Raw genomic sequence first — 19,573 nt, forward strand, 5'->3', positions numbered from 1 at the left:
AGACTGAACTGATGGATGTGCTGCTCGCCAACCCGCGTGGTTTCTGTGCCGGTGTCGATCGTGCGATCGAGATCGTCAAGCGCGCAATCGAAACGCTCGGCGCGCCCATCTATGTCCGCCATGAAGTGGTGCACAACCGCTTCGTGGTCGATGACCTGAAGCAGCGCGGCGCGATCTTCGTCGAAGAACTCGACGAAGTGCCGGACAACAACACCGTCATCTTCAGCGCCCATGGTGTTTCCCAGGCCGTGCGTCAGGAAGCCGAGCGTCGTGGCCTGAAGGTGTTCGACGCCACCTGTCCGCTGGTGACCAAGGTCCATTTCGAAGTCGCCCGCCACTGCCGCGCCGGCCGTGACGTGGTGCTGATCGGCCATGCCGGCCATCCGGAAGTGGAAGGCACGATGGGCCAGTGGAACCGCGAAGCGGGCACCGGCCAGATCTACCTGGTCGAGGACGTGGAGCAGGTGGCCACGCTGCACATCAACCAGCCGGAGAACTTCGCGTACACCACCCAGACCACGCTGTCGGTGGACGATACGCGCGGCATCATCGAAGCCATGCGCGCGCGCTTCCCGGCGATGCAGGGGCCGAAGAACGACGACATCTGCTACGCCACGCAGAACCGCCAGGACGCCGTGCGCGACCTGGCCAAGCGCTGCGACCTGGTGCTGGTGGTCGGTTCGCCGAACAGCTCCAATTCCAACCGTCTGAGTGAGCTGGCCCGCCGTGAAGGCGTGGAGAGCTACCTGATCGATGGTGCGCACGAGATCGACCCGGCCTGGGTGGTGGGCAAGCAGCATATCGGCGTGACGGCCGGTGCGTCGGCGCCGCAGGTGCTGGTTGATGGCGTGCTGGCGCGTCTGGCCGAGTTGGGGGCTTCCGGTATCGGTGAGCTGGACGGCGAGCCGGAATCGATGGTGTTCGCGCTGCCGAAGGAACTGCGCCTGCGCCTGGTCGACTGACCAATAGCGCTATGGGTGGGTGCGAACCTTGGTTCGCACGGCTTCGGGATGCACGCCATCCACGCATGGCGTAGATCTACCGGTGGGGCTTCCGGTTTATTGCGATGGTGCATCTGGTGGGTGCGAACCTTGGTTCGCACGGCTTCGGGATGCACGCCATCCGCGCATGGCGTGGATCTACCGGTGGGGCTTCCGGTTTATTGCGATGGTGCATCTGGTGGGTGCGAACCTTGGTTCGCACGGCTTCGGGATGCACGTTATCCACGCATGGTGTGGATCTATCGGTGGGGCTTCCGGTTTATTGCGATGGTGCATCTGGTGGGTGCGAACCTTGGTTCGCACGGCTTCGGGATGCACGCCATCCACGCATGGCGTGGATCTACCGGTGGGGCTTCCGGTTTATTGCGATGGTGCATCTGGTGGGTGCGAACCTTGGTTCGCACGGCTTCGGGATGCGGTCCGCCCTCGACATCGCTGCGGTGAGGCTTTGCTGCATCAGGTCGATGCACTAGCAACCATGACCTTCGGCCATGGGGCTCGGCACCGCACAGGCCTAGCATCGGGAAATCCTTCGCTGCTGGAAGTTGCCGATGAAAACCCGTGCCCTGGTGATGTCCGTGCTGTTCGCGCTGGTGGGCACGCCCGCGCTGGCGCAGACCCCGCCACCGGGTGATGCCGCCGCCCCGGGCCTGCTGCGCATCGATGTCGACGCGCGCGACCTGGCCCGGCGCATCTTCAAGGTGACCGCCACCGTGCCGGCCAGGCCCGGCCCGCTGACCCTGCTGTACCCGCAGTGGATTCCCGGCAACCATTCACCCACCGGCCCTATCGACAAGCTGGCCGGCCTGCGGGTGACCGCCAACGGCAAGCCGTTGGCCTGGCAGCGTGACCAGTTCAACGTGTACGCGTTCAAGGTGGAGGTGCCGGCGGGGGTGAGCGAGATCGTCGCCCACTTCGATTTCCTGTCTTCGCAGGGTGGAAGCCAGGGGCGGGTGGTGATGACCCCGGAAATGCTCAACCTGCAGTGGAACGCCAATTCGCTGTATCCGGCCGGCGTGGACGCGCGCAACCTGCAGGCGCAGGCGAGCGTGACGCTGCCCAAGGGCTGGGCCTATGCCACCGCGCTGGAGACCGCGCGCCGCGATGGCGACACCGTGGTGTTCAAGCCGATCTCCTATGACCACCTGGTCGACTCGCCGTTGTTTGCCGGCGAGCATCACCAGCGCATCGACCTCGATCCCGGTGCAAAGGCGCCTGTGCACCTGAACGTGTTCGCCGACGATGCCAAATCGCTGAAGCCAACCGACGCGCAGCTGAAGGCGCATCGCGCGCTGGTGCAGCAGGCCGACAAGCTGTACGGCGCGCGCCACTACGATCACTACGAATTCCTGCTTGCCCTGACCGATCGTCTCGGCGGCATCGGGCTGGAGCACCATCGTTCCAGCGAAAACAGCGCCGACCCGGGGTATTTCACCGAGTGGGACAGCAATGCCTGGATGCGTGACCTGCTGCCGCATGAGTACACCCATTCCTGGAACGGCAAGTACCGTCGCGGTGCCGACCTGGCCACGGCCAACTTCAATACACCGATGGGCGACAGCCTGCTGTGGGTGTACGAAGGCCAGACCCAGTTCTGGGGCCAGGTGCTGGCCGCGCGTTCCGGTCTGTGGACCACTGAGCAGGCGCGCGACATGCTGGCGAACGTCGCGGCAACCTATGACCGCGGCCGCCCGGGCCTGGCCTGGCGTCCGCTGCAGGACACCACCAACGACCCGACCATCGCCCAGCGTCGCACGCTGCCGTACCGCAACTACCAGATGAGCGAGGACTACTACTCCGGCGGGCAGATGCTGTGGCTGGAGGTGGAGGGCAAGCTGCGGGGGCTGACCGGCAACCGTCGCAGCCTGGATGATTTCGCGCGTGCGTTCTTTGGCGTCGGCAACGGTGATTGGGACGTCAATCCATACACCTTCGATGACGTGGTGGCGACCCTCAACGGCATCGCGCCGTACGATTGGGCGAGCTTCCTGCGCCAGCGCCTGGACGGGCACGGATCGCTGACCGGCGGCCTGGAACTGGCGGGTTGGAAGCTGGTCTACCGTGATGCGCCAAACGAGGCCTACAAGGCACAGGAAAAGCGCGCAAAGGCGGCGCTGCTGGCCTATTCGCTGGGCGCGACGGTGCTCGACAGTGGCGTGGTCGGCGATGTGGTCTGGGACAGCCCGGCGTTCAACGCAGGCCTGGCGCCGGGCATGAAGGTAATCGCCATTGGCGGTCGCGAGTACAGCAGCCAGCGCCTGAAGGACGCGGTGGCTGCAGCGGCCACCGACAAGGCGCCGATTACACTGCTGGTCAAACAGTTCGACCGCATCGACACGATGAAAATCGACTACCACGGCGGCCTGCAGTATCCGGTGCTGGAACGCATCGCCGGCCGCCCTGACCGCCTTGCAGAGCTGTGGAAGGCGCGATGAAGCTGCGCACGCGTGATGGGGTGATCCTGGTGGTGGCCGTGCTGGCCATCGTCGGCGCCTACCTGGACGGCGACGGGCGTTGGCTGCACTGGTTGGCCAAGCCGGCAACCACGCTGCTGATCGCTGCCATCGCCTGGCAGGCGCGGCCGGTGGCGGATGCGTTCTACCGGCGCGCGGTGCTGGCCGGCATGCTGCTGTCCTGCGTGGGCGATATCGCGTTGATGCTGCCGGTCGACGCGTTCGTGCCGGGGCTGGTTGCCTTCCTGCTTGCGCATCTTTGCTACATCGCCGCGTTCCGTGCCGGCCTGCGCGCGGGCCGCGGATTGCCCTCAGCGTTCGTGCTGCTTGCCGCATTCGCTTCGATCAACGTGGCCGGCCTGTGGCCGCATCTGCCGCTGCCGATGCGCATTCCGGTGTTGGCCTACGTCGTGGTGCTGGCCGCCATGGCAGTGCTGGCACTGGCGCGTTACTGGAAGTGGCCGCACGCCGATGCGCTGGAAGCAGGCAGCGCGCGTTGGGCCGCCGGTGGCGCACTGCTGTTCGTGGCCAGCGATTCATTGCTGGCATGGGATCGCTTCGGCGGCGGCCTGCCGATGGCCAGCCTGCTGGTGCTGTCCACCTATTACGCCGCGCAGTACGCCATCGCCCGCTCGGTGAGATAGCAGAAAAGGGGACGGAGGGGATTGAGTCGCTGCTGCTCTCGTTGAGCCACGTGCGACTTGATCCCCTCCGTCCCCTCTATCTACTGCAGGTTGCCCTTGGCATCGTAGCGCAGGCGCACGGTCTGGCGGTCGCCGGCCACTTCATCCGGCAACCACACCAGCTTGCCGCCCTTGCGGATGACCACATACACATGGCCGACGTCGGCGGGTGTACGCATCAGTGCATTGCGCTGTTGCTGCAGGGCCTGCGTCACCCGTGGCACGGCATCGAAATCGATGTTGGCCAGTGCGGTGCTGCTGCGGCGCAGGGTGATGGTCGGCGCGAACTGTTGCGGGTTCACCGCATCGCCCTTGCGCCACTGCCCGCGTTGGTAGTGGTAAGCATCCACGTGGTCCGGCTGCTGTGGATCCACCAGATCGATGTCGATGCGGCCGTCGTCATGGAAGTGGATGCTGTGGAAGACGACCAGCCGTTTGCCGGCCAGTCCGGGCATTGCCTCCAGCGCCTGCCGTGCAGCCTGCAGGCGCTCAGCGTCGAGCAGCAGGTTCGGCCGCGTGCGCCCGGGCACCTGCACCGGTTCGGGCGCCGCCCGTGGCGTGGCGATGGCCGTGGTGCGCAACGGTTGTTCCCAGGGGTGTTGCTGCGTTGCATCTGCAGGCGTGGTCGATGCAGCGCTACGCAGGGTCGCGTTGACGGTCTGCAATGCGCCGCCTGCCGTGGCGACACCGGCCAGGGCCAGCACTACTCCAGCGAACACCAGCGGTGTGGACACGGGCCGCTTCACGCGTGCTCCATGCGCACGCTACGGCGATCATCCGCGTCGTACAGGATGTCGACCTGCCCACGTGGAACGTTGGCCAGTTCGAGCAGCGCAACGAAGCGGCGCACGCTGGCGTGCTGCACGTTGCCCTCGCGGTCGAGATATTCCAGCTGGAACTCCACCTGCGGTTGTTCGTTGACGTAGGTACCGGTCTGGCGCACGTCGAGCACCCGCGCTTCGGCAGCGATGCCGCGGTACTTGAGGGCTTCAGCGCGCGCGTCGATCTGCAGTGTGCCGGCCAGCAGTCGCGCGAGCAGGCGCAGGCCGATCAGGTAGCTGCACAGCACCAGCGGGCAGACCAGCAGTGGATGACCGAAACCCAGGAACGTCCAACCCATGCCATCGCTTTGCAGCCGGTAGGCCATGACGTACGCGGCAGCGACCCCGACGATGCCGACCAGGCCACCGATCGCGCGGCGCCACAGGCTGGCGCTGTCCAGTTCCGGTTGCGCTCCTTCCAGCATCAGATTGGGAGAAGTGCCCGGCGTGCGGCTGAGCAGCACACCCACCTGTCTGCCCACGGCAAAACGCTGCAGCTGTGGCTTGCTGTCGACCACGACAAGCGTTTCGGTGATCGGCGTGCCGGACAGATTGTCGAAGGCCAATTGCAGCCGCCACTGCGAGAAGCCACGCACCTGCACACCGGTCTGTTCGGCCTGCTCGATGCGCGCGCTGCGTGGCTCGCCGTCGGCGAGGATGCTGCGCACGCGTTGCAATGCACGCGGTGGCGCCAGCAGCAGGTAATGCAGGAAGGCGTACAGCAGCACCAGCCACAGCGCGAGCGACGCCGCCAGCAGGCCCAGTGCCAGCCCTGGCGCGCTGCGCTCGCCCACCTCCAGTGGCCAGCTGGTGCCGAAGTAGATCAGGCAGGGGAAGGGCAGCGCGAAGAACAACATGAGCGCGCCCAGGAACCAGAGGTAGGCTTTCATGACTCGCCTTCGACGCCGTGGAACAGGCGGCGTAGGGTACTACGCTCAGCGGAATTGCAGGGTCAGCAGGAAGTAGCGCCCCAGCGGATCGTCCAGCCCCGGCATCTGCCCGCCGCTGCCGACCAGATGGTTCACCGGCTGCGTACCAAGCAGGTTGTGCACGTCCAGTGCGGCAATCACGCGTGGGCTCAGCCGGCGCGCCAGGTGCAGGTTCCAGCGCAGCTGCGCGGGGTTCATGCAGCGGCGCTGGTCATGCTGCTCCTGCGCGCACGCCTCGCCGGCCAGCCATGCGCGGGTGCGACCGACGCGATTGCCACGCAGCGCGATGTCCCAGGACGGGTTCTGCCACTGCACGTTGAGAATGCCCGCGTTTGCCGGCGTGGCGTGCCCGCGCAGATCCACCGATTCGCCATGGCTGCGATCACGACGCAGTTCCTGCTGTTTCAATGCATCCAGCGAGAACAGCCACTGCCCGTTGCGGCCGGCATCCACCCGGTACTCGCCACGCAATACCCAGTTGCGCGAGGTGGTGCGGCCGATGTTGTCGAATGACAGGCGAAGATCACGCAGGCGGCCCTGCTCATCCAGCTCCCAGGTACCGGGATTCCACAGTGCATCGCTGGGTTGCAGGGCGAGGATCTCGTTGCGCAGTTCGACGATGTTGTGGGTCAGCGACAGCGAGAACGCATCGCTCGGAGTCCAGCTGGCAGCCAGCGAGTGGCTGCGCGAAGTCTCGGCTTTCAGCGCATCGTTCTCCACCACCTCTACTTCCACCGCGCAGCCACCACCACGCAGCGGGCGCGCGCACGGCGGCAGGGACGCCGATGCCGGCAGGGGATACAGGCCGAAGTAGCCCGGCGGTCGTCGTCGCTCGAAGATGCTGGGCGCGCGGTAGCCGCGGCCACTGGCCAGCAGGAACGACCAGTGCGGGCTCGGGCTCCAGCGCAGGCCGGCACGCGGCGAGAACGCGGTGTCACTGCCATCGCGGTCCAGCCGCGCGGCCACGTCCAGGCGCAGCGTCGGCGCCAACGGCAGGCCCAGTTCGGCGTAGGCGGCGTTGCTCTGCCGCGTCAGCCGGCGCTGCTCCATCGGCAGGCCCAGCGCCAGCTCGCCCTTGCCCAGCAGCGGATCAGGCAGCGACGTCCAACGCTCGCGGCGCAGGTCGATGCCGGTGGCCAGTTGTGCTGCACCACCGGGCAGTGTCATCAGGGTGCGCTGCATGCCCCACCAGCCCTGCCACTGTTCGGTACGTCCGCGGTTGTGGATGGCTGGGAACAGTTCCTCTGCCAGCCCTGGCGGCAGGGTGGAAAAGCCGGGTAGGAAATCCAGCGTTCGTGCGGCTTCCAGCAGGCGCTCGCTGCGCACGGTGCCTTCGGTGCGCAGGTGCACCTGGCTGCGCTGCGCGCTGAGGCCGGCATCCCAGTTGCGGCCGGCGCGCTCACGGCCCATGCCGAAACTGATGTCGCCTTCGGTGGCATGCACGCGCGGGCGCACTTCGCCGCCTTCCTGCAGCACCACGTTGAGGATCGCGCCACGGTTGAAATTGAGGGCGACGGCGGTCGGGCCCAGTTCAAACCGCTGGCGGTTGTGGCTGGCGCGTGCTTCCACATAGGCGTAGCGTCCGTCACCGCGTTCATGGCGATAACGCAGGTAGCCGGACAGTGTTTCCGATGCCGGCTGCAGCGAGCGCGGGCGTGCGTTGTCGAACCAGCAGCCGTCGTCTTCGCGCTGCAGCGGCGGATGGCACTGCGTGGCCGGATAGTAATCGCCATTGGCCATGATCAGCCCGATCGGGTACAGCGAGGTTTCCGCATGCCAGTCGCGCTGGTCACCGGCCACATGCTGCAGGCGATGCAGGTCGATGCCGGCGAACCAGCGATCGCCGCCTTCGCGCACGCCACCCGTTGCCGCCTGCAGCCGGTACTGATCGCCGTCGCCACGGCTGCTGACACCCGACTGCAGCGTAGCTTCCGGTCCCTCGGCCTGGTCACGCAGGATGATGTTGACCACGCCGGACATCGCATCGGCGCCGTAGATGGCCGAGGCACCGCCGCGCACCAGCTCGATGCGCTCGACGAAGCTGAGCGGAATGCCGCCCAGATCGGTCAGCCCGCCTTCTTCCAGCGAGACCATCGGATAGCGCGGCAGGCGCCGGCCATTGACCAGGAACAGGGTCGCGCGTGGGCCCATGCCGTCCAGGCTGGTGGTGGCGGCCGCGCCGACCGGCAGGTACAGCGAATCGCCACTGCGCGAGGTGCTCAGTGGCGGGTGACCGTTCATGCCGGGCAGGTGGCGCAACAGGTCGAACAACGTGCCGTAGCCGCTGCGCAGGATGTCCTCGCGATCGATCACCGTTACCGGCAGCGTGGTCTGCACGGAGGTGCGCGGCAACCGGCTGCCGGTGACATGGATCGGCGCCAGTTCCACCTGCACCGGCTTCGCTGGCGCCGGCGGCGGTGGCCGCCGCACCGGCTGCGCGACCACGTCGGCTGGCGCAGCATGCCGGCGCACCACGAATCCGCCGCTGGGGGTCTGCAGGATGTTCACCGGCATGCCGGCGACAAGCTGCTTCAGTGCGGCGGCCGGCGCCAGCGAGCCGGCGACGCCGCCGGTGCGCAGGTCGGTCAGCTCACGTGTGTCGAACACCAGGGCGATGCCACTCTGGCGTGCCCATTGCTGCAGGGCCGGTGGCAGGGCACCGGGAGCGATACGGTAATCGACCTGCGTGACTGCCTCGGCAGCGCCTGTTGCGGCTGTCACACCCGGCACCAGCACAACGCACAGCAGGGCCTGCAGCAGGCCCCAGCGCAGCACGTCCCAACGAAGCACACCCGGCGCCGGCATCGGCCGCCGCCTCAGTAGGTGCGGCGCAGTTCCAGCGCGCCATCCGAGCGCGGCTGGCCAGCAATGGACCACCCCAGTTCCAGGGCGGAAAGCAGTTCATGCGCATCGCCTGCGCGGAAGGTGCCGCTGACCGCGAGGTCGGCGATGTCCGGGTCGGCGACCACCAGTGGCGTGCTGCCATAGCGGTTCATGCGTTCGACCACGGTGGCCAGGGGCGTGGCGTCGAACACCAACCTGCCCTGTGGCCAGCCCTCGGCGGCGGCGGTCGAGGACAGCTGCGGGCCCGGCTGGATCTTGCCGGAGGCCAGGACCTGCAGCTGCTGGCCCGGTGAGAGCGTGTGCTGCGCCCTGCCACTGGTGACTTCCACCACGCCTTCCAGCAGCGCGACCTCGACCCGGCCGTCAGCCAGGCGCTCAACCTGGAAGGTGGTGCCGATATCGCGGATCGAACTGCCACCGGCCTGCACCCGCAGCGAGCGCGATGACGGTTCGACCTGCAGCTGGATGCGGCCGTGTTCCAGCGCCAGTTCGCGCTTGCGCCAGCCGAAGCGTGCGGTGAGCGTAGTGCCGGCGTCGAGCATGGCGATGCTGCCATCGGCCAGTGTGCGCTGCTGCGGCAGCAGGCTGGCGTTGGCATAGGTCAGGGGTGTGGGATTGCCATCGGTGTACAGCATCCAGCCCAGGCCAACGGCCAGGCACACGCCGGCAGCGGCGGCCACACTTGGCAGCCAACGCCGCTGCGGCCTGCGTGCCGCGCGTGCGGCGGCGGTGCGCAGCCACGGGTCGCCGGCCAGGCCGGCACTGCGCTGGTGCAGCTTCTCGGCCTGTACCCATGCGCTGACGTGCGCGGGATCCTCGGCCAGCCAGTCCTCGAAGGATTGACGCTCTTCGGGGCTGCAGTCGGGGGCGTCCAGCCGGGCTACCCAGGCGCTTGCGTGTTCAAAAAGCAACGTGTCATCCCTGTTGTCGTTGCGGATCATTCGGTATCTCCATCATTGTGGAGAGGATCGGGGCCCAGCTCCTTGCGCAGGCCCTGCAATGCACGGGCGATGTGTTTTTCCACGGTCTTGGCGGTAATGCCGCAATGCCGGGCGATCTGTGCATAGCTCATCCCGGTGATGCGGTTGAGCAGGTACACCTCGCGGGCACGTTCGGGAAGCTTGAACAGTGCCTGGCGCAGCAGGGCGAGCATCTGCCCGGATTCTGCCTGACGCAGCGGATCAGGAGAAGCACTGGCGGCTTCTTCGTTGCCGTCGCGTTCGGTCAGCGACAGGTGGTTGCGCGATTGTGGCGAGCGCCCGCGGTCTGCCAGGCGGTTGCGGGCGATGCGGTACAGCAGCAGCCGCAGTTCCTCGGTGCCGTGTGCACGGTAGCGGATCAGGCGCTCCATGCAGTCCTGGGCGATGTCCTCGGCATCCTCGGGGCCGACACCGCGGGCGCGCAGGAAAGCGCATAGCGGCGCACGTTCCTCGCGCACGAATGCGATGAAGGCATCCGGAACCCCGGGCAGTTCCGGCGCAGGACGGAGCAAAGGGGAGGGCGCGGACAGGGGAGGGCCTCGGACGACGATGACGGACGCGTCACCGAGTTTTACGCGACGGTGACCGGATGGGGAAGCCCACGCTTCTTCTGCATTTCCATTGTGAATGCATTCATTTTTTTCCTCGTCGTCGACTGGGGGCGTCCGCCCTGCTGCTGCGTTCTGCTTTCGACCCGCGTGGTGCGGGCGGAGAGAGAGAACGCAATGAAGCATTCGAAGTTGAGCATCGCCCTGGCAGGCCTGGTAGGTATCGCGACCCTGGGCCAGATGGATGACGTCATGGCAATGAATTATCACGTGCAGGGCGATCGCGTCGTGCTCAGTGGCGGTGTCACCGTCGCCGACGTGGTCGCACTGCCGGCGCTGCTGGCCAAAGCGCAGGCCGAAGGCCGCCCGATCCGCGAAGTCGTGCTGCGCACCTCTAATGGTGGCGCGCTGATCGCGGGTGAGTGGCTGCAAGGAGTGATCCGCACCAACGGCCTGAACACCATCGTGTCCGGCCACTGCATCTCGTCCTGCTCGATCATGCAGTCCGGTGGCGTCGAACGTTACCTGGCCGGCGACCTGCCGCTGGTCGACTCGGTGCAGATCCACGCCGCCAGCAACAGTGGCAAGGTGATCTACACGCCGTCGCCGCGGATGACCGAGATCTACACCGGCAACTACGGCGGCGGCATGGATGCCGGCCTGCTGCACAAGGCCATGTACGAGGTGGTGCAGCCCAACGGCCTGCTGGTGTTCCGCGACCCGGCCCGGACCACCGGCCCTTCGGTCAGCTTCGATCCCGATGGCAGCGGCCGCAAGCTGGAGACCTTCCCCGGGCAGGACATCTACAGCAACAACATCATCACCGCTGCCGGTTATCGCGATCCGGGCGACACCCTGACGGTCACCGGCAATGTCAGCGGCGACATCAACCCGGGCTACCTGCGCACTGCGCGCCAGCTGCAGGCGTTCGTCGATGACGACTTCGCGCGCTGGAACGATACCGACTTCGCCACCACGTACATCAACCAGGCCGTCTCCATCTACAACGCGGCTGCACGCGGTCCCAACGGCATCGGTCGCTTCTCGGTGCAGGACTTCCTCAGCGATCCGGGCATCCAGGCCGACCTTCTGGCGAGCCTGCGCCTGTCGCAGCTGGATGCTTCCACGCTGGGCAATTCGGCCGGCGTGATCCGTGTCGCCAAGGGCGGCACCTGGCGCACCGCCGAGACCACCGGCGCCGATTTCATGCTGGTGGAGAACGGCACCATCGCCCTGGAAGGCGGCGCCCTGCGGACCCCGGAGCTGCGCGTGCTGGCGGCCGGCATGGTGGTCGGCCACGGTGACATCGCCTCGGTCGCCAACGACTCGGATGCGCTGTTCGCTGGCACCGGTCCGTCGTACCGCGAGGACGGCTTCAACCGCCTGCGCGTGTACGGCACCCTGATGCCGCGTGGTGGTGACCTGGTCACCCACGGTTACGTCAACATCATGCCGGGCGGCAAGGTGCTGTTCGACGTCACCGAGGCGGGCGGCACCAACAGTGGCCGCCTGCGCGTCGGCGACTTCTACGACAGCGGCACCAACGAGGGCGCGCTGGTCATCTCGCCGGGCGCACACCTTGAACTGAACGTGGCGCAGGGCTTCTACGCCGGCAACTACCAGCGTGAGCTGGTGAGCGGCCCGATCTACCAGGGCGGCTTCACCGATGCGGTGCGCCTGGGCGACACCGGCTATACGGCCAGCATCACCGACGGCGAAGTGTTCCGGCCGCGCCACAACTCGCTGCTGAGCTTCAACATCAAGCAGACTGCCGAGGGCCTGTCGCTGACCGCCAACCCCGGCTTCGACCAGCTTGCGCAGCTCACCGGCAGCAACGGCAACGACGGTCTCGGCCGTGCGCTGGCCACGGCCGGGCAGCGCCAGGATGCCGGCCTGAAGCCGCTGCTGGGTGCACTGCAGTTCGCCGATCGCGATGTGATCGCACAGCAGGCCGGTGCACTGCGCGGTGATGGCCATGCCAGCCTGCGCCTGGCCGACAACGCGCTGGTTGGCAGCATCGGCAGCGTGGTGCAGCAGCACCAGGCCGCACGACGCAGCGGCAGTGGTGACGCCGGCGGCCTGGCGGCACAGGCCGCGCAGGCGGCGTCGGCGCAGCCGGGCATGGCCAACGGCAGCCTGTTCAATCAGTTGGCAATGCATCTGGTGGAGCCGGCGGGGGCGGGCGGTGGCAACACCAACTTCGGCGGCGAAGCGCCGCGCAGCCATGGCCTCTGGGGCCGCGGTTTCGGCAGCCATGGCCGCATCGATGGCGAAGGCGGCGTGGCCGGCCTGAGCCATACCGTCGGTGGCATCGTGCTCGGTGCAGATACGCAGCTGGCCGATGATCGGGTGACGCTGGGTGTCAGCGTTGCCGCGGCGGACATGTCGACCAAGGGCCGCGATGGTTCCGGGTTCACCGGCGACGTGCGCGCGCTGGATGTGGGCGGCTACCTGGATGCCACTTACTCGCGGGGCTACCTGTCGGCCTCGGTGCGCTACACCGACCTGCGCCACGACACCCGCCGCAGCATCGATGGCATCGACGGCCTGCAGGGTCCGTTGCGTGCCAAGTACAACAACGATGCCATCTCGGCCCGGCTGGAGCACGGCTTCTCGTTCACCACCGCCAAGGGCGTGGTGATCCAGCCGTTGCTGCCGGTGGTCGATTACGCGCGCACCTCGGCCACCCGTTTCAATGAAGGGCAGGGTGCCGGCGCACTGGTGGGGCGTGGTGACAGCCTGGAAAGCATCCGCGTCGGCGCGGGCCTGCAGGTGTTCAAGACCTTTGAAGGCAACAACGGCGAGCGCATCACCCCGCGCGCGCGCGTGGTCTGGCAGAAGGAACTGGGCGACACCCAGGCCCGTTACAGCACCGGCTTCGCCGCTGCGCCGGACCTGGTGTTCGGTGCCAGCAGCCAGACCGTGGGCGAGCAGGTGCTGGCCTGGAATCTGGGCGTGACCAGCCGCGCCAGCGATCGCCTGTCGGTGATGGTCGACTACGTGGGCGAGCGTCGCGACGGCCAACTGCAGAACGGCGTGATGCTGGGCCTGGGCTATACGTTCTAAGGCAGTACCGGCACCGGCGGCAGTCACGCCGCCGGTGCCATCCCCATCGATGTGCGGGTGCGCTATGGTCGTGGCGGATTTCCGCGCAGACCTTCCCATGCAGATCGCCGTTTTCAGTGCCCGTCCCTACGATCGCCGCTTTCTGGAGGAAGCCAACGCGCGCGAAGCGGCAGGGCAGCCGTTCCAGTTCGTGTACTTCGACGCCGCGCTGGACGTGCACACCGCCGCACTGGCACAGGACTGCGCCGCCGTCTGCGTGTTCGTCAATGACAGGCTTGATGCGCCGGTGCTGCAGGCCCTGCATGCGCTGGGCGTACGCGCGGTGCTGCTGCGCTGCGCCGGCTTCAACAATGTGGATCTGGCCACCGCGAACGCGCTCGGCCTGTTCGTCGCCCGCGTGCCGGCCTACTCGCCCGAAGCCGTGGCCGAGCACGCACTGGCGCTGGTGATGACCCTCAACCGGCAGACCCATCGCGCCTACAACCGCGTGCGCGAGGGCAACTTCATGCTTGATGGCCTGCTCGGCCGCACCCTGCATGGCAAAACCGTGGGCATCATCGGTACCGGCAAGATCGGGCTGGCCACCGCGCGCATCTTCCGCGGCATGGGCTGCACCGTGCTGGGTCACGATCCGTATCCCTCGCCGGCCTTCGCCGAGATCGGCGCGATGGTGGAGCTGGACGAGCTGCTGTCGCGCTCGGACATCGTCTCGCTGCATTGCCCGCTAACGCCGGATACCCAACACCTGATCGACGACGCCTCGCTGGCGCGGATGAAGCCCGGCGCGATGCTGGTCAACACCTCGCGTGGCGGCCTGGTCGATACCCATGCGGTGATCCGCGCGCTGAAGTCGCGCCGGCTCGGCCACCTGGCCATCGACGTCTACGAGCAGGAAAGCGCGCTGTTCTTCCAGGACCTGTCCGGCGAGATCATCGACGATGAGGCCTTCCAGCGGTTGATGACCTTCCCCAACGTCCTGGTGACCGGCCACCAGGGCTTCTTCACCGTGGAGGCGCTGCAGGAGATCTCGGCGATCACGCTGGGCAACCTGGCCGATTTCGCGGCGGGGCGGGCGTGCGGCAACCGGGTGGCGGCGGGTTGAGAGGCCGGGCGGGTGGGCGTTTGACGGCAATCGTCACGACCGCATTGACCGCAGGGGCAGGGCGACCGTAAAATCGCCTGCTCAGCCGGAATAGCTCAGTTGGTAGAGCGGCGCATTCGTAATGCGTAGGTCGTAGGTTCGATTCCTATTTCCGGCACCAGATACAGCAGAAAGCCCCGGCCTTGGTCGGGGCTTTTTGTTTGTGGGCGGGTCGGAACCCATTGATTGGTGAGCCATTCTCCGCAATTTGAGCATCGGTGGGCATCCCTGCTGCCCTTTACGGATGGTTCGCTTCCGCTCCAGCTTCTCCGTTCACTTGGCGCTCCGGCTTCATGGCGACTTACAAGGGCAACGAAGATGCTTTGTACGAGGCCCTATGGCAGAAGCTCGTCCCGGGAACAGAATAGGAGCTGCTGGCAGAAATTCACTTCTTTCTGGCGATGATAGTCATGGCACTGCTCGCGGGATCGTTGGAGCGCCCGCAATTGAAACCCGGAAGCCACGTTGTTTGAGGTTCTCAAATGTCTTTGTAAGGTTCACCTTGCTGAAAAACGGTAGGTTCTGCTTGAGTGTTGCGCTCGCTTCGCCAAGAACCAAGAAGACGATCTCATAGTCTGCTGATTTGAGGGAACTCAAGGGGATCAGATTTCCGGCTGCCGGATTCACGCCTCGCAGCACTGTCCGAGCCTTCTTGCGAAACCCCTTGTCGCTGAGCATGATCTCTGCAGCTACGCCTCCCTGTGCAAAGAGGTGGCTAAGTCCCGCAGAGCCGCCCTTCCGATGTTTAACGTGGATAAGGTGCTTGGTCGGAGATAAGAGGTCACACAGCTCAATGGCAGTTGTTGTGCGGTCCGTCTTGACGAGTTTCTTATCCAGCAAATAGTAGCCATTTGCCGCAGCGGATCGGATGTTGTAATCGCCCTCTGCTTCAATCCTAGGCTTTCCATTGTCTTCCCAAGTCTCTACTGCCGGGAATGGAAGCTGACAAAGGGGGATATGAGTCAGAACCTCGGTGATTCGACCGATGAATGTCGCATCGATCTCGTACCACTTACCGTCGAAGATGATCTTTGTCTTGTCACCTTCCGTGATCTCAAAGTAGACGCATCGATACACTGAGTGTTCAGTGACTTTGCCGTCGACGTCGTGGACAAAGAGACGGTCCCGTTTGACCGCCTCTATGCTCAGTTTCGGAAGGTCATCAACATTGTCGAGATAGTCGGCGGGATCAATGACGGGTTGTAGACCCTTTTTGTTTCGAGTGAAGCTAAATCCTAGGATTGAGTCCCATGCTCCTATCTCTGGCAGGGTGATCATCAGCCTGTCGTTGCGTGCGCGTATGGCCGCGATCAATAGCTCGTCAAGTCTCTTAATTTCTGTTTCGTCTTTGACCCTGCGTACGTTATCGACCCAAGAGAACGACGTCTTATAGGTGTCGCTGTCGTAGTAATTCTTGATGCGGCGGCTCAATGCGGGCAGCTCTGAGGGCTCCATCTCGATGCCAAAAGAGAAGCCGGCGTCTCCTCCAGCGATCTGCACAAGGTCTATGCCCCTTCTGGGTACGCCTGTCACTGCGCGGAGAACGTCTCTTAGGATATCGATTCCAAAAATGCTGACCTCTGAGTCTCGAGCGGCCTGGGACTTCTTTTGGACGGGTTGATCTTCAAGAGTGTGAAGATCGACACTCCGCAGTGACTTCTCGTCTAGCGTATTGAGCGCGGTACGTAGCCCAAAGTCCTGTACGAACAACGATTGCTCAATAAGATATCGCCCGTATCCGAAAGTGAATGCGAATACATCGTCATCCACTCGTAGAAGCAAAACAGCTGAGCTCGATCTATTTGCGAGCCCTGGAACATTTACGCCACCAATCTCATCAAGAAATGGGCCCCAAGTCGGTCTCTTCTCATCGCTCTTCTTCACGAAGAGAGTGCCGTCCATGCCTAGGGCGCCTGCTATCGGATATTCATCGACAGGCGCTGCAGTGAGGAGAGTGGCCAGTTTTTTTTCTTTCGCCAGTGGCTTTGCCATAAAAAGGTTGAGTCGGCGATATCCTTTTGCCATTTGTTGGGACTCTTATGCTCTATGAAGGGATTTCTGTGCGAATTTCCTGCAGGCATCAGAAACTATGGCTACTTGCTCCAATGACCAACCACCCATTCCCATTGATGGGTCGAGTAATCCCACCGCCAGTGCGCACGTACCCATTTGGTCTTTCCAAATGGTCGAAATGTCTGGATGTTCTGGGGCCGATCCGGTGGCTTCGGAGGCTTGGGGGGATGGATCTTTCGTATGGTCATACATCGACTCTCCAATTTCGGAATGGGAGTAGATCGGGACGACTGAAGCTGAGGCGGTTCGCTCTCTACGGGAGCTAGTTGGAATCGGCCAAAGCCATTGGTCTTATGGCAGAAACTGTGACGTCGGTCAAGTTGCCGGATCGATAGATCCTTGCTTGGCTATCTCGGCAGACGCTAGGCTGCGGACGATCTGCATCCAGACACCGCCCCGCATCCTGTCCTAAGTGGTCCTTATCGCCACTTACAGGACAGTCATTCAATATCAGTCGCCCTCACCAAGCGCATCGTCCTCACGGCTGAGCCCAAGGAACGCCCCTACGAGCTCAGGGACACTCGGGTTCGTGGTCTGATTCTTCGTGTGCAACCCTTCGGGCATAAGGCATGGATCGTGACCTGCAAGGCGCGTGGGCAGGATAAGATTACGCCCAATAAATCCAGAGCTTTTCAGGACCGCCATGACGGCAGCGAAGATCCAGCACTACGTTCCGAAGTTCCTCTTGCGAAACTTCGGAACAGGGAAGAAGGACCAGCTCTGGGTCTTCGACAAGGCCTCCGGACGCAGCTTCCAGACGAACGCCAAGAATGTCGCCAGTGAGTCGCGCTTCTATGATTTTGTGGTCGATGGTGCTGACCACTCCTTGGAAGATGGGCTGTCAAGGATCGAGTCGCAAGCAAAACCCATCATGGAGCGGATTCTCCAAGATGATTCTGTCGGCGCAATTCCAGCCCAAGGCCGCGCTCTTTTGGCCGCATTCCTTGCTATCCAGTTCGTTAGGACGCGAGCGTTCCGGATGCAATGGGAAGACATGCGCCGCTTGCTGCGTGAGAAGATTGAGTCCATGGGCGACCACGTCGCACCAGGGTCCCAGGCTGAAGCGCTCATTCGGCCGCAGTCCGAGAACGAAATCAAGATCGACACAGCACGAATGATCTTGCAGGCGCCGACTGACTTCGGCCCTCACTTTCTGAACAAGGTCTGGTTTTTGGCGAAGACCACGAAGACCCATCCCTTCATGATCGGCGACAATCCGGTCGCTCTCCAAAATCATATCGACATGGAGCCGTACGGCAATCTCGGCCTCGGTGTTAAGGGGATCGAAATCTACTTCCCCCTTTCTTCAACACGTGCTCTCGCCATGTGGTGCCCATCGGTGGCTCAACAAGTGGCTGAGGCGGCGAACACACTTCACTCCTTGCCAATCCAGCTCACTGCGTCGGTCGTACGCGACCGTGAAGGAATTTTCGCATTGGACGATGCCCTGACCCTCGGCACAGCGCTGCCCTACAAGCCGGAGCATGTGATGAACTTCAATTCACTTCAGGTGAGCAGAAGCGAACGCTATGTTTTTTCCTCGATGGGAGACTTCTCATTGCCCATCAGGATGGTTGCGGATCATCCGATTCTTAGAGGTGGGCCGCGAATCACCGATATGGCAAGCAAGAGAACTTCGGCCGAATAGACGATTTACAGCTGGCCGAACTCCCGGCCTTCGTACTTCATCGGTTGGAGCATGATCCAACTCGAAGGGAAGCGCTTCCAAAAGGGACAAGGATTCGTCGCTCCCCTGCCTGTGGCCCACACATCGCACGGGTGATTCGCGATAGTGGGATACGGACGATCCGCATCCAAACACCGCCTCGCATCCTGTCCTAAGTTTGGACCGGCCAGGGGTTCTACCCCGATATCACGGACGGTTCTAAAAGAGTTGCAACCTTCTGATCCTGCCTGGCGATCCTTCGCCGCATCCTTGGGTTGTGGCGTCGCTCGATGTAGTCAAACACATCCGCTCTTGCTGCATCCAATGTGGGGTAGCTCGTTCGATGGATCCGCTCGCGCTTCAGCAGCCCAAAAAAGCCTTCGCAGGCCGCGTTGTCGCCGCAATGCCCCACAGCGCTCATTGAGCAGATCAGCCCGTTAGCCGCGAGATACCCCTGGTAGTCGCCGCTGCGGAACTGACTGCCACGATCCGAATGCGGGATCACCTCATCGCTTCCTTGCCGCTGCCACGCCGCCATCTGCACCGCCCGGATCACCATCTGACGGTCCTGCCCAGCGTGCATTGACCAGCCCACAACGCGCTGGTCGTACAGATCCAGCGCGATGCACAGATGCAGCTTGCCTTGCTGGGTCTTGATCTCGGTGATATCGGTCACCCACTTGGTTTCCGGCTCCAGCGCGAGAAAGTCGCGTTCAAGCAGGTTGACCACGCCCGGCGGCGTTACGGCCGGGCTGCCACGCGTCCTGCGACGCTTCCGTCGGGGCCAGCCCTGCAGGCCGTCGGCCGCCATCAGGCGCGCGACCCGGTTCAAGCTGGCACTTTCGCCCTCCTCAGCCAGGTCTTCGCGCATGCGACCAGCCCCCAACGTACCGCGGCTGTCTTCGTGCAGCACGCGCATCCGTACCACCAGGCGCTCATTGTCGACCTGCCGGGCGCTCGCAGGGCGCTTGCTCCACGCGTAGTAGCCGCTGGCCGATACCTTCAGGCACCGGCACATCAGCCGGATCGGATACTCATCGCGGCAACGTTCGATCACCTGATACCTCAGGATGATCCCTTTGCAAAGAACGTCGCCGCTTCTCGCAAAAAATCCCGTTCCTTCTTCACCCGCGCCAGCTCACGCTTGAGGCGTGCCAACTCCTCATCCCGAGGTGTTCCGGTGCCCCCGAAGGCGATAGCCCCGGGCTCTGTGCCTCGCGTTTCCAGCGGGTCAGCAGGGTGTCGCGGATCCCCAGCTCCCGGGCCACCTGGGCGCAGCTGACGCCGGGCTGGCTCGCCTGCTCAACCGCTCCGCGCTTGAACTCGGCACTGAACTTCCTGCGCTTTGACATCAACACTCCTTATGGC

At 64.3% G+C, this 19,573-nt stretch carries 12 protein-coding genes, 1 tRNA gene and 1 pseudogene; 7 read left to right on the top strand and 7 right to left on the bottom strand.

Annotated elements, in window-relative coordinates; translation table 11 throughout:
- Positions 1 to 11: 11 nt before the first annotated feature.
- The 3 genes from ispH (at position 12) to WKB25_RS05095 (ending at position 4,098) form a co-directional block, all read left to right on the top strand.
- Positions 12 to 962: a 4-hydroxy-3-methylbut-2-enyl diphosphate reductase gene (gene ispH, locus WKB25_RS05085; protein WP_340569059.1), complete on the top strand. Its 951-nt coding sequence runs from the start codon at positions 12 to 14 to the stop codon at positions 960 to 962.
- A 590-nt stretch (positions 963 to 1,552) separates the two neighbouring features.
- On the top strand, positions 1,553 to 3,436 hold the full coding sequence (locus tag WKB25_RS05090) for a peptidase M61 (RefSeq protein ID WP_340569060.1): 1,884 nt from the start codon (positions 1,553 to 1,555) through the stop codon (positions 3,434 to 3,436).
- Positions 3,433 to 4,098 carry a lysoplasmalogenase gene (locus WKB25_RS05095; protein ID WP_340569062.1) on the top strand — a complete coding sequence of 222 codons (666 nt, stop codon included), beginning with the start codon at positions 3,433 to 3,435 and terminating at the stop codon, positions 4,096 to 4,098. Before WKB25_RS05090 ends, WKB25_RS05095 begins: the two co-directional genes overlap by 4 nt.
- 80 nt (positions 4,099 to 4,178) lie before the next feature.
- On the opposite strand, the gene WKB25_RS05100 is transcribed toward WKB25_RS05095, so the two are convergent.
- Genes WKB25_RS05100 through WKB25_RS05120 form a run of 5 tightly spaced genes read right to left on the bottom strand, consistent with a single transcriptional unit; the run spans position 4,179 to position 10,169 of the window.
- Positions 4,179 to 4,883, bottom strand: coding sequence for a hypothetical protein (locus WKB25_RS05100; RefSeq protein ID WP_340569063.1), 705 nt, complete (start codon positions 4,881 to 4,883; stop codon positions 4,179 to 4,181).
- Complete coding sequence (locus WKB25_RS05105) at positions 4,880 to 5,848, bottom strand: hypothetical protein (protein ID WP_340569065.1); 969 nt, start codon at positions 5,846 to 5,848, stop codon at positions 4,880 to 4,882. The genes WKB25_RS05100 and WKB25_RS05105 overlap by 4 nt, the downstream gene beginning before the upstream one ends.
- A 45-nt stretch (positions 5,849 to 5,893) precedes the next feature.
- Positions 5,894 to 8,692, bottom strand: coding sequence for a TonB-dependent receptor (locus WKB25_RS05110; RefSeq protein ID WP_340569067.1), 2,799 nt, complete (start codon positions 8,690 to 8,692; stop codon positions 5,894 to 5,896).
- 11 nt (positions 8,693 to 8,703) lie between these two features.
- Positions 8,704 to 9,672, bottom strand: a complete 969-nt coding sequence (locus WKB25_RS05115) for a FecR domain-containing protein (RefSeq protein WP_340569068.1) — start codon at positions 9,670 to 9,672, stop codon at positions 8,704 to 8,706.
- On the bottom strand, positions 9,669 to 10,169 hold the full coding sequence (locus tag WKB25_RS05120) for a sigma-70 family RNA polymerase sigma factor (protein WP_340569070.1): 501 nt from the start codon (positions 10,167 to 10,169) through the stop codon (positions 9,669 to 9,671). The genes WKB25_RS05115 and WKB25_RS05120 overlap by 4 nt, the downstream gene beginning before the upstream one ends.
- 267 nt (positions 10,170 to 10,436) lie before the next feature.
- Between WKB25_RS05120 and WKB25_RS05125 the strand changes: the two genes are divergently transcribed.
- From WKB25_RS05125 to WKB25_RS05135, 3 genes are all read left to right on the top strand, one after another.
- Positions 10,437 to 13,325: an autotransporter outer membrane beta-barrel domain-containing protein gene (locus tag WKB25_RS05125; protein WP_340569072.1), complete on the top strand. Its 2,889-nt coding sequence runs from the start codon at positions 10,437 to 10,439 to the stop codon at positions 13,323 to 13,325.
- 97 nt (positions 13,326 to 13,422) lie between these two features.
- The gene (locus tag WKB25_RS05130; protein ID WP_340569073.1) at positions 13,423 to 14,427 is read left to right on the top strand and encodes a 2-hydroxyacid dehydrogenase; all 1,005 of its coding nucleotides are present in this window, start codon (positions 13,423 to 13,425) and stop codon (positions 14,425 to 14,427) included.
- An 84-nt stretch (positions 14,428 to 14,511) separates the two neighbouring features.
- Positions 14,512 to 14,587: transfer RNA gene (locus WKB25_RS05135), tRNA-Thr, on the top strand.
- Positions 14,588 to 14,874: 287 nt separating this feature from the next.
- Here WKB25_RS05135 and WKB25_RS05140 read toward each other — a convergent pair.
- A complete protein-coding gene (locus tag WKB25_RS05140) occupies positions 14,875 to 16,458 on the bottom strand; it encodes a TIGR04141 family sporadically distributed protein (protein WP_340569075.1) in 1,584 nt (527 codons plus the stop codon).
- 724 nt (positions 16,459 to 17,182) lie between these two features.
- Here WKB25_RS05140 and WKB25_RS05145 point away from each other — a divergent pair.
- Positions 17,183 to 18,187, top strand: a complete 1,005-nt coding sequence (locus WKB25_RS05145) for a DUF4238 domain-containing protein (protein ID WP_340569077.1) — start codon at positions 17,183 to 17,185, stop codon at positions 18,185 to 18,187.
- Positions 18,188 to 18,401: 214 nt separating this feature from the next.
- On the opposite strand, the pseudogene WKB25_RS05150 reads toward WKB25_RS05145, so the two are convergent.
- Positions 18,402 to 19,557, bottom strand: a pseudogene (locus WKB25_RS05150) (IS3 family transposase).
- Between the last annotated feature and the right edge of the window lie 16 nt (positions 19,558 to 19,573).

The sequence above is a fragment of the Stenotrophomonas sp. G106K1 genome, from assembly GCF_037969685.1.
In the GTDB taxonomy this organism is placed as follows: Bacteria; Pseudomonadota; Gammaproteobacteria; order Xanthomonadales; family Xanthomonadaceae; genus Stenotrophomonas; species Stenotrophomonas lactitubi.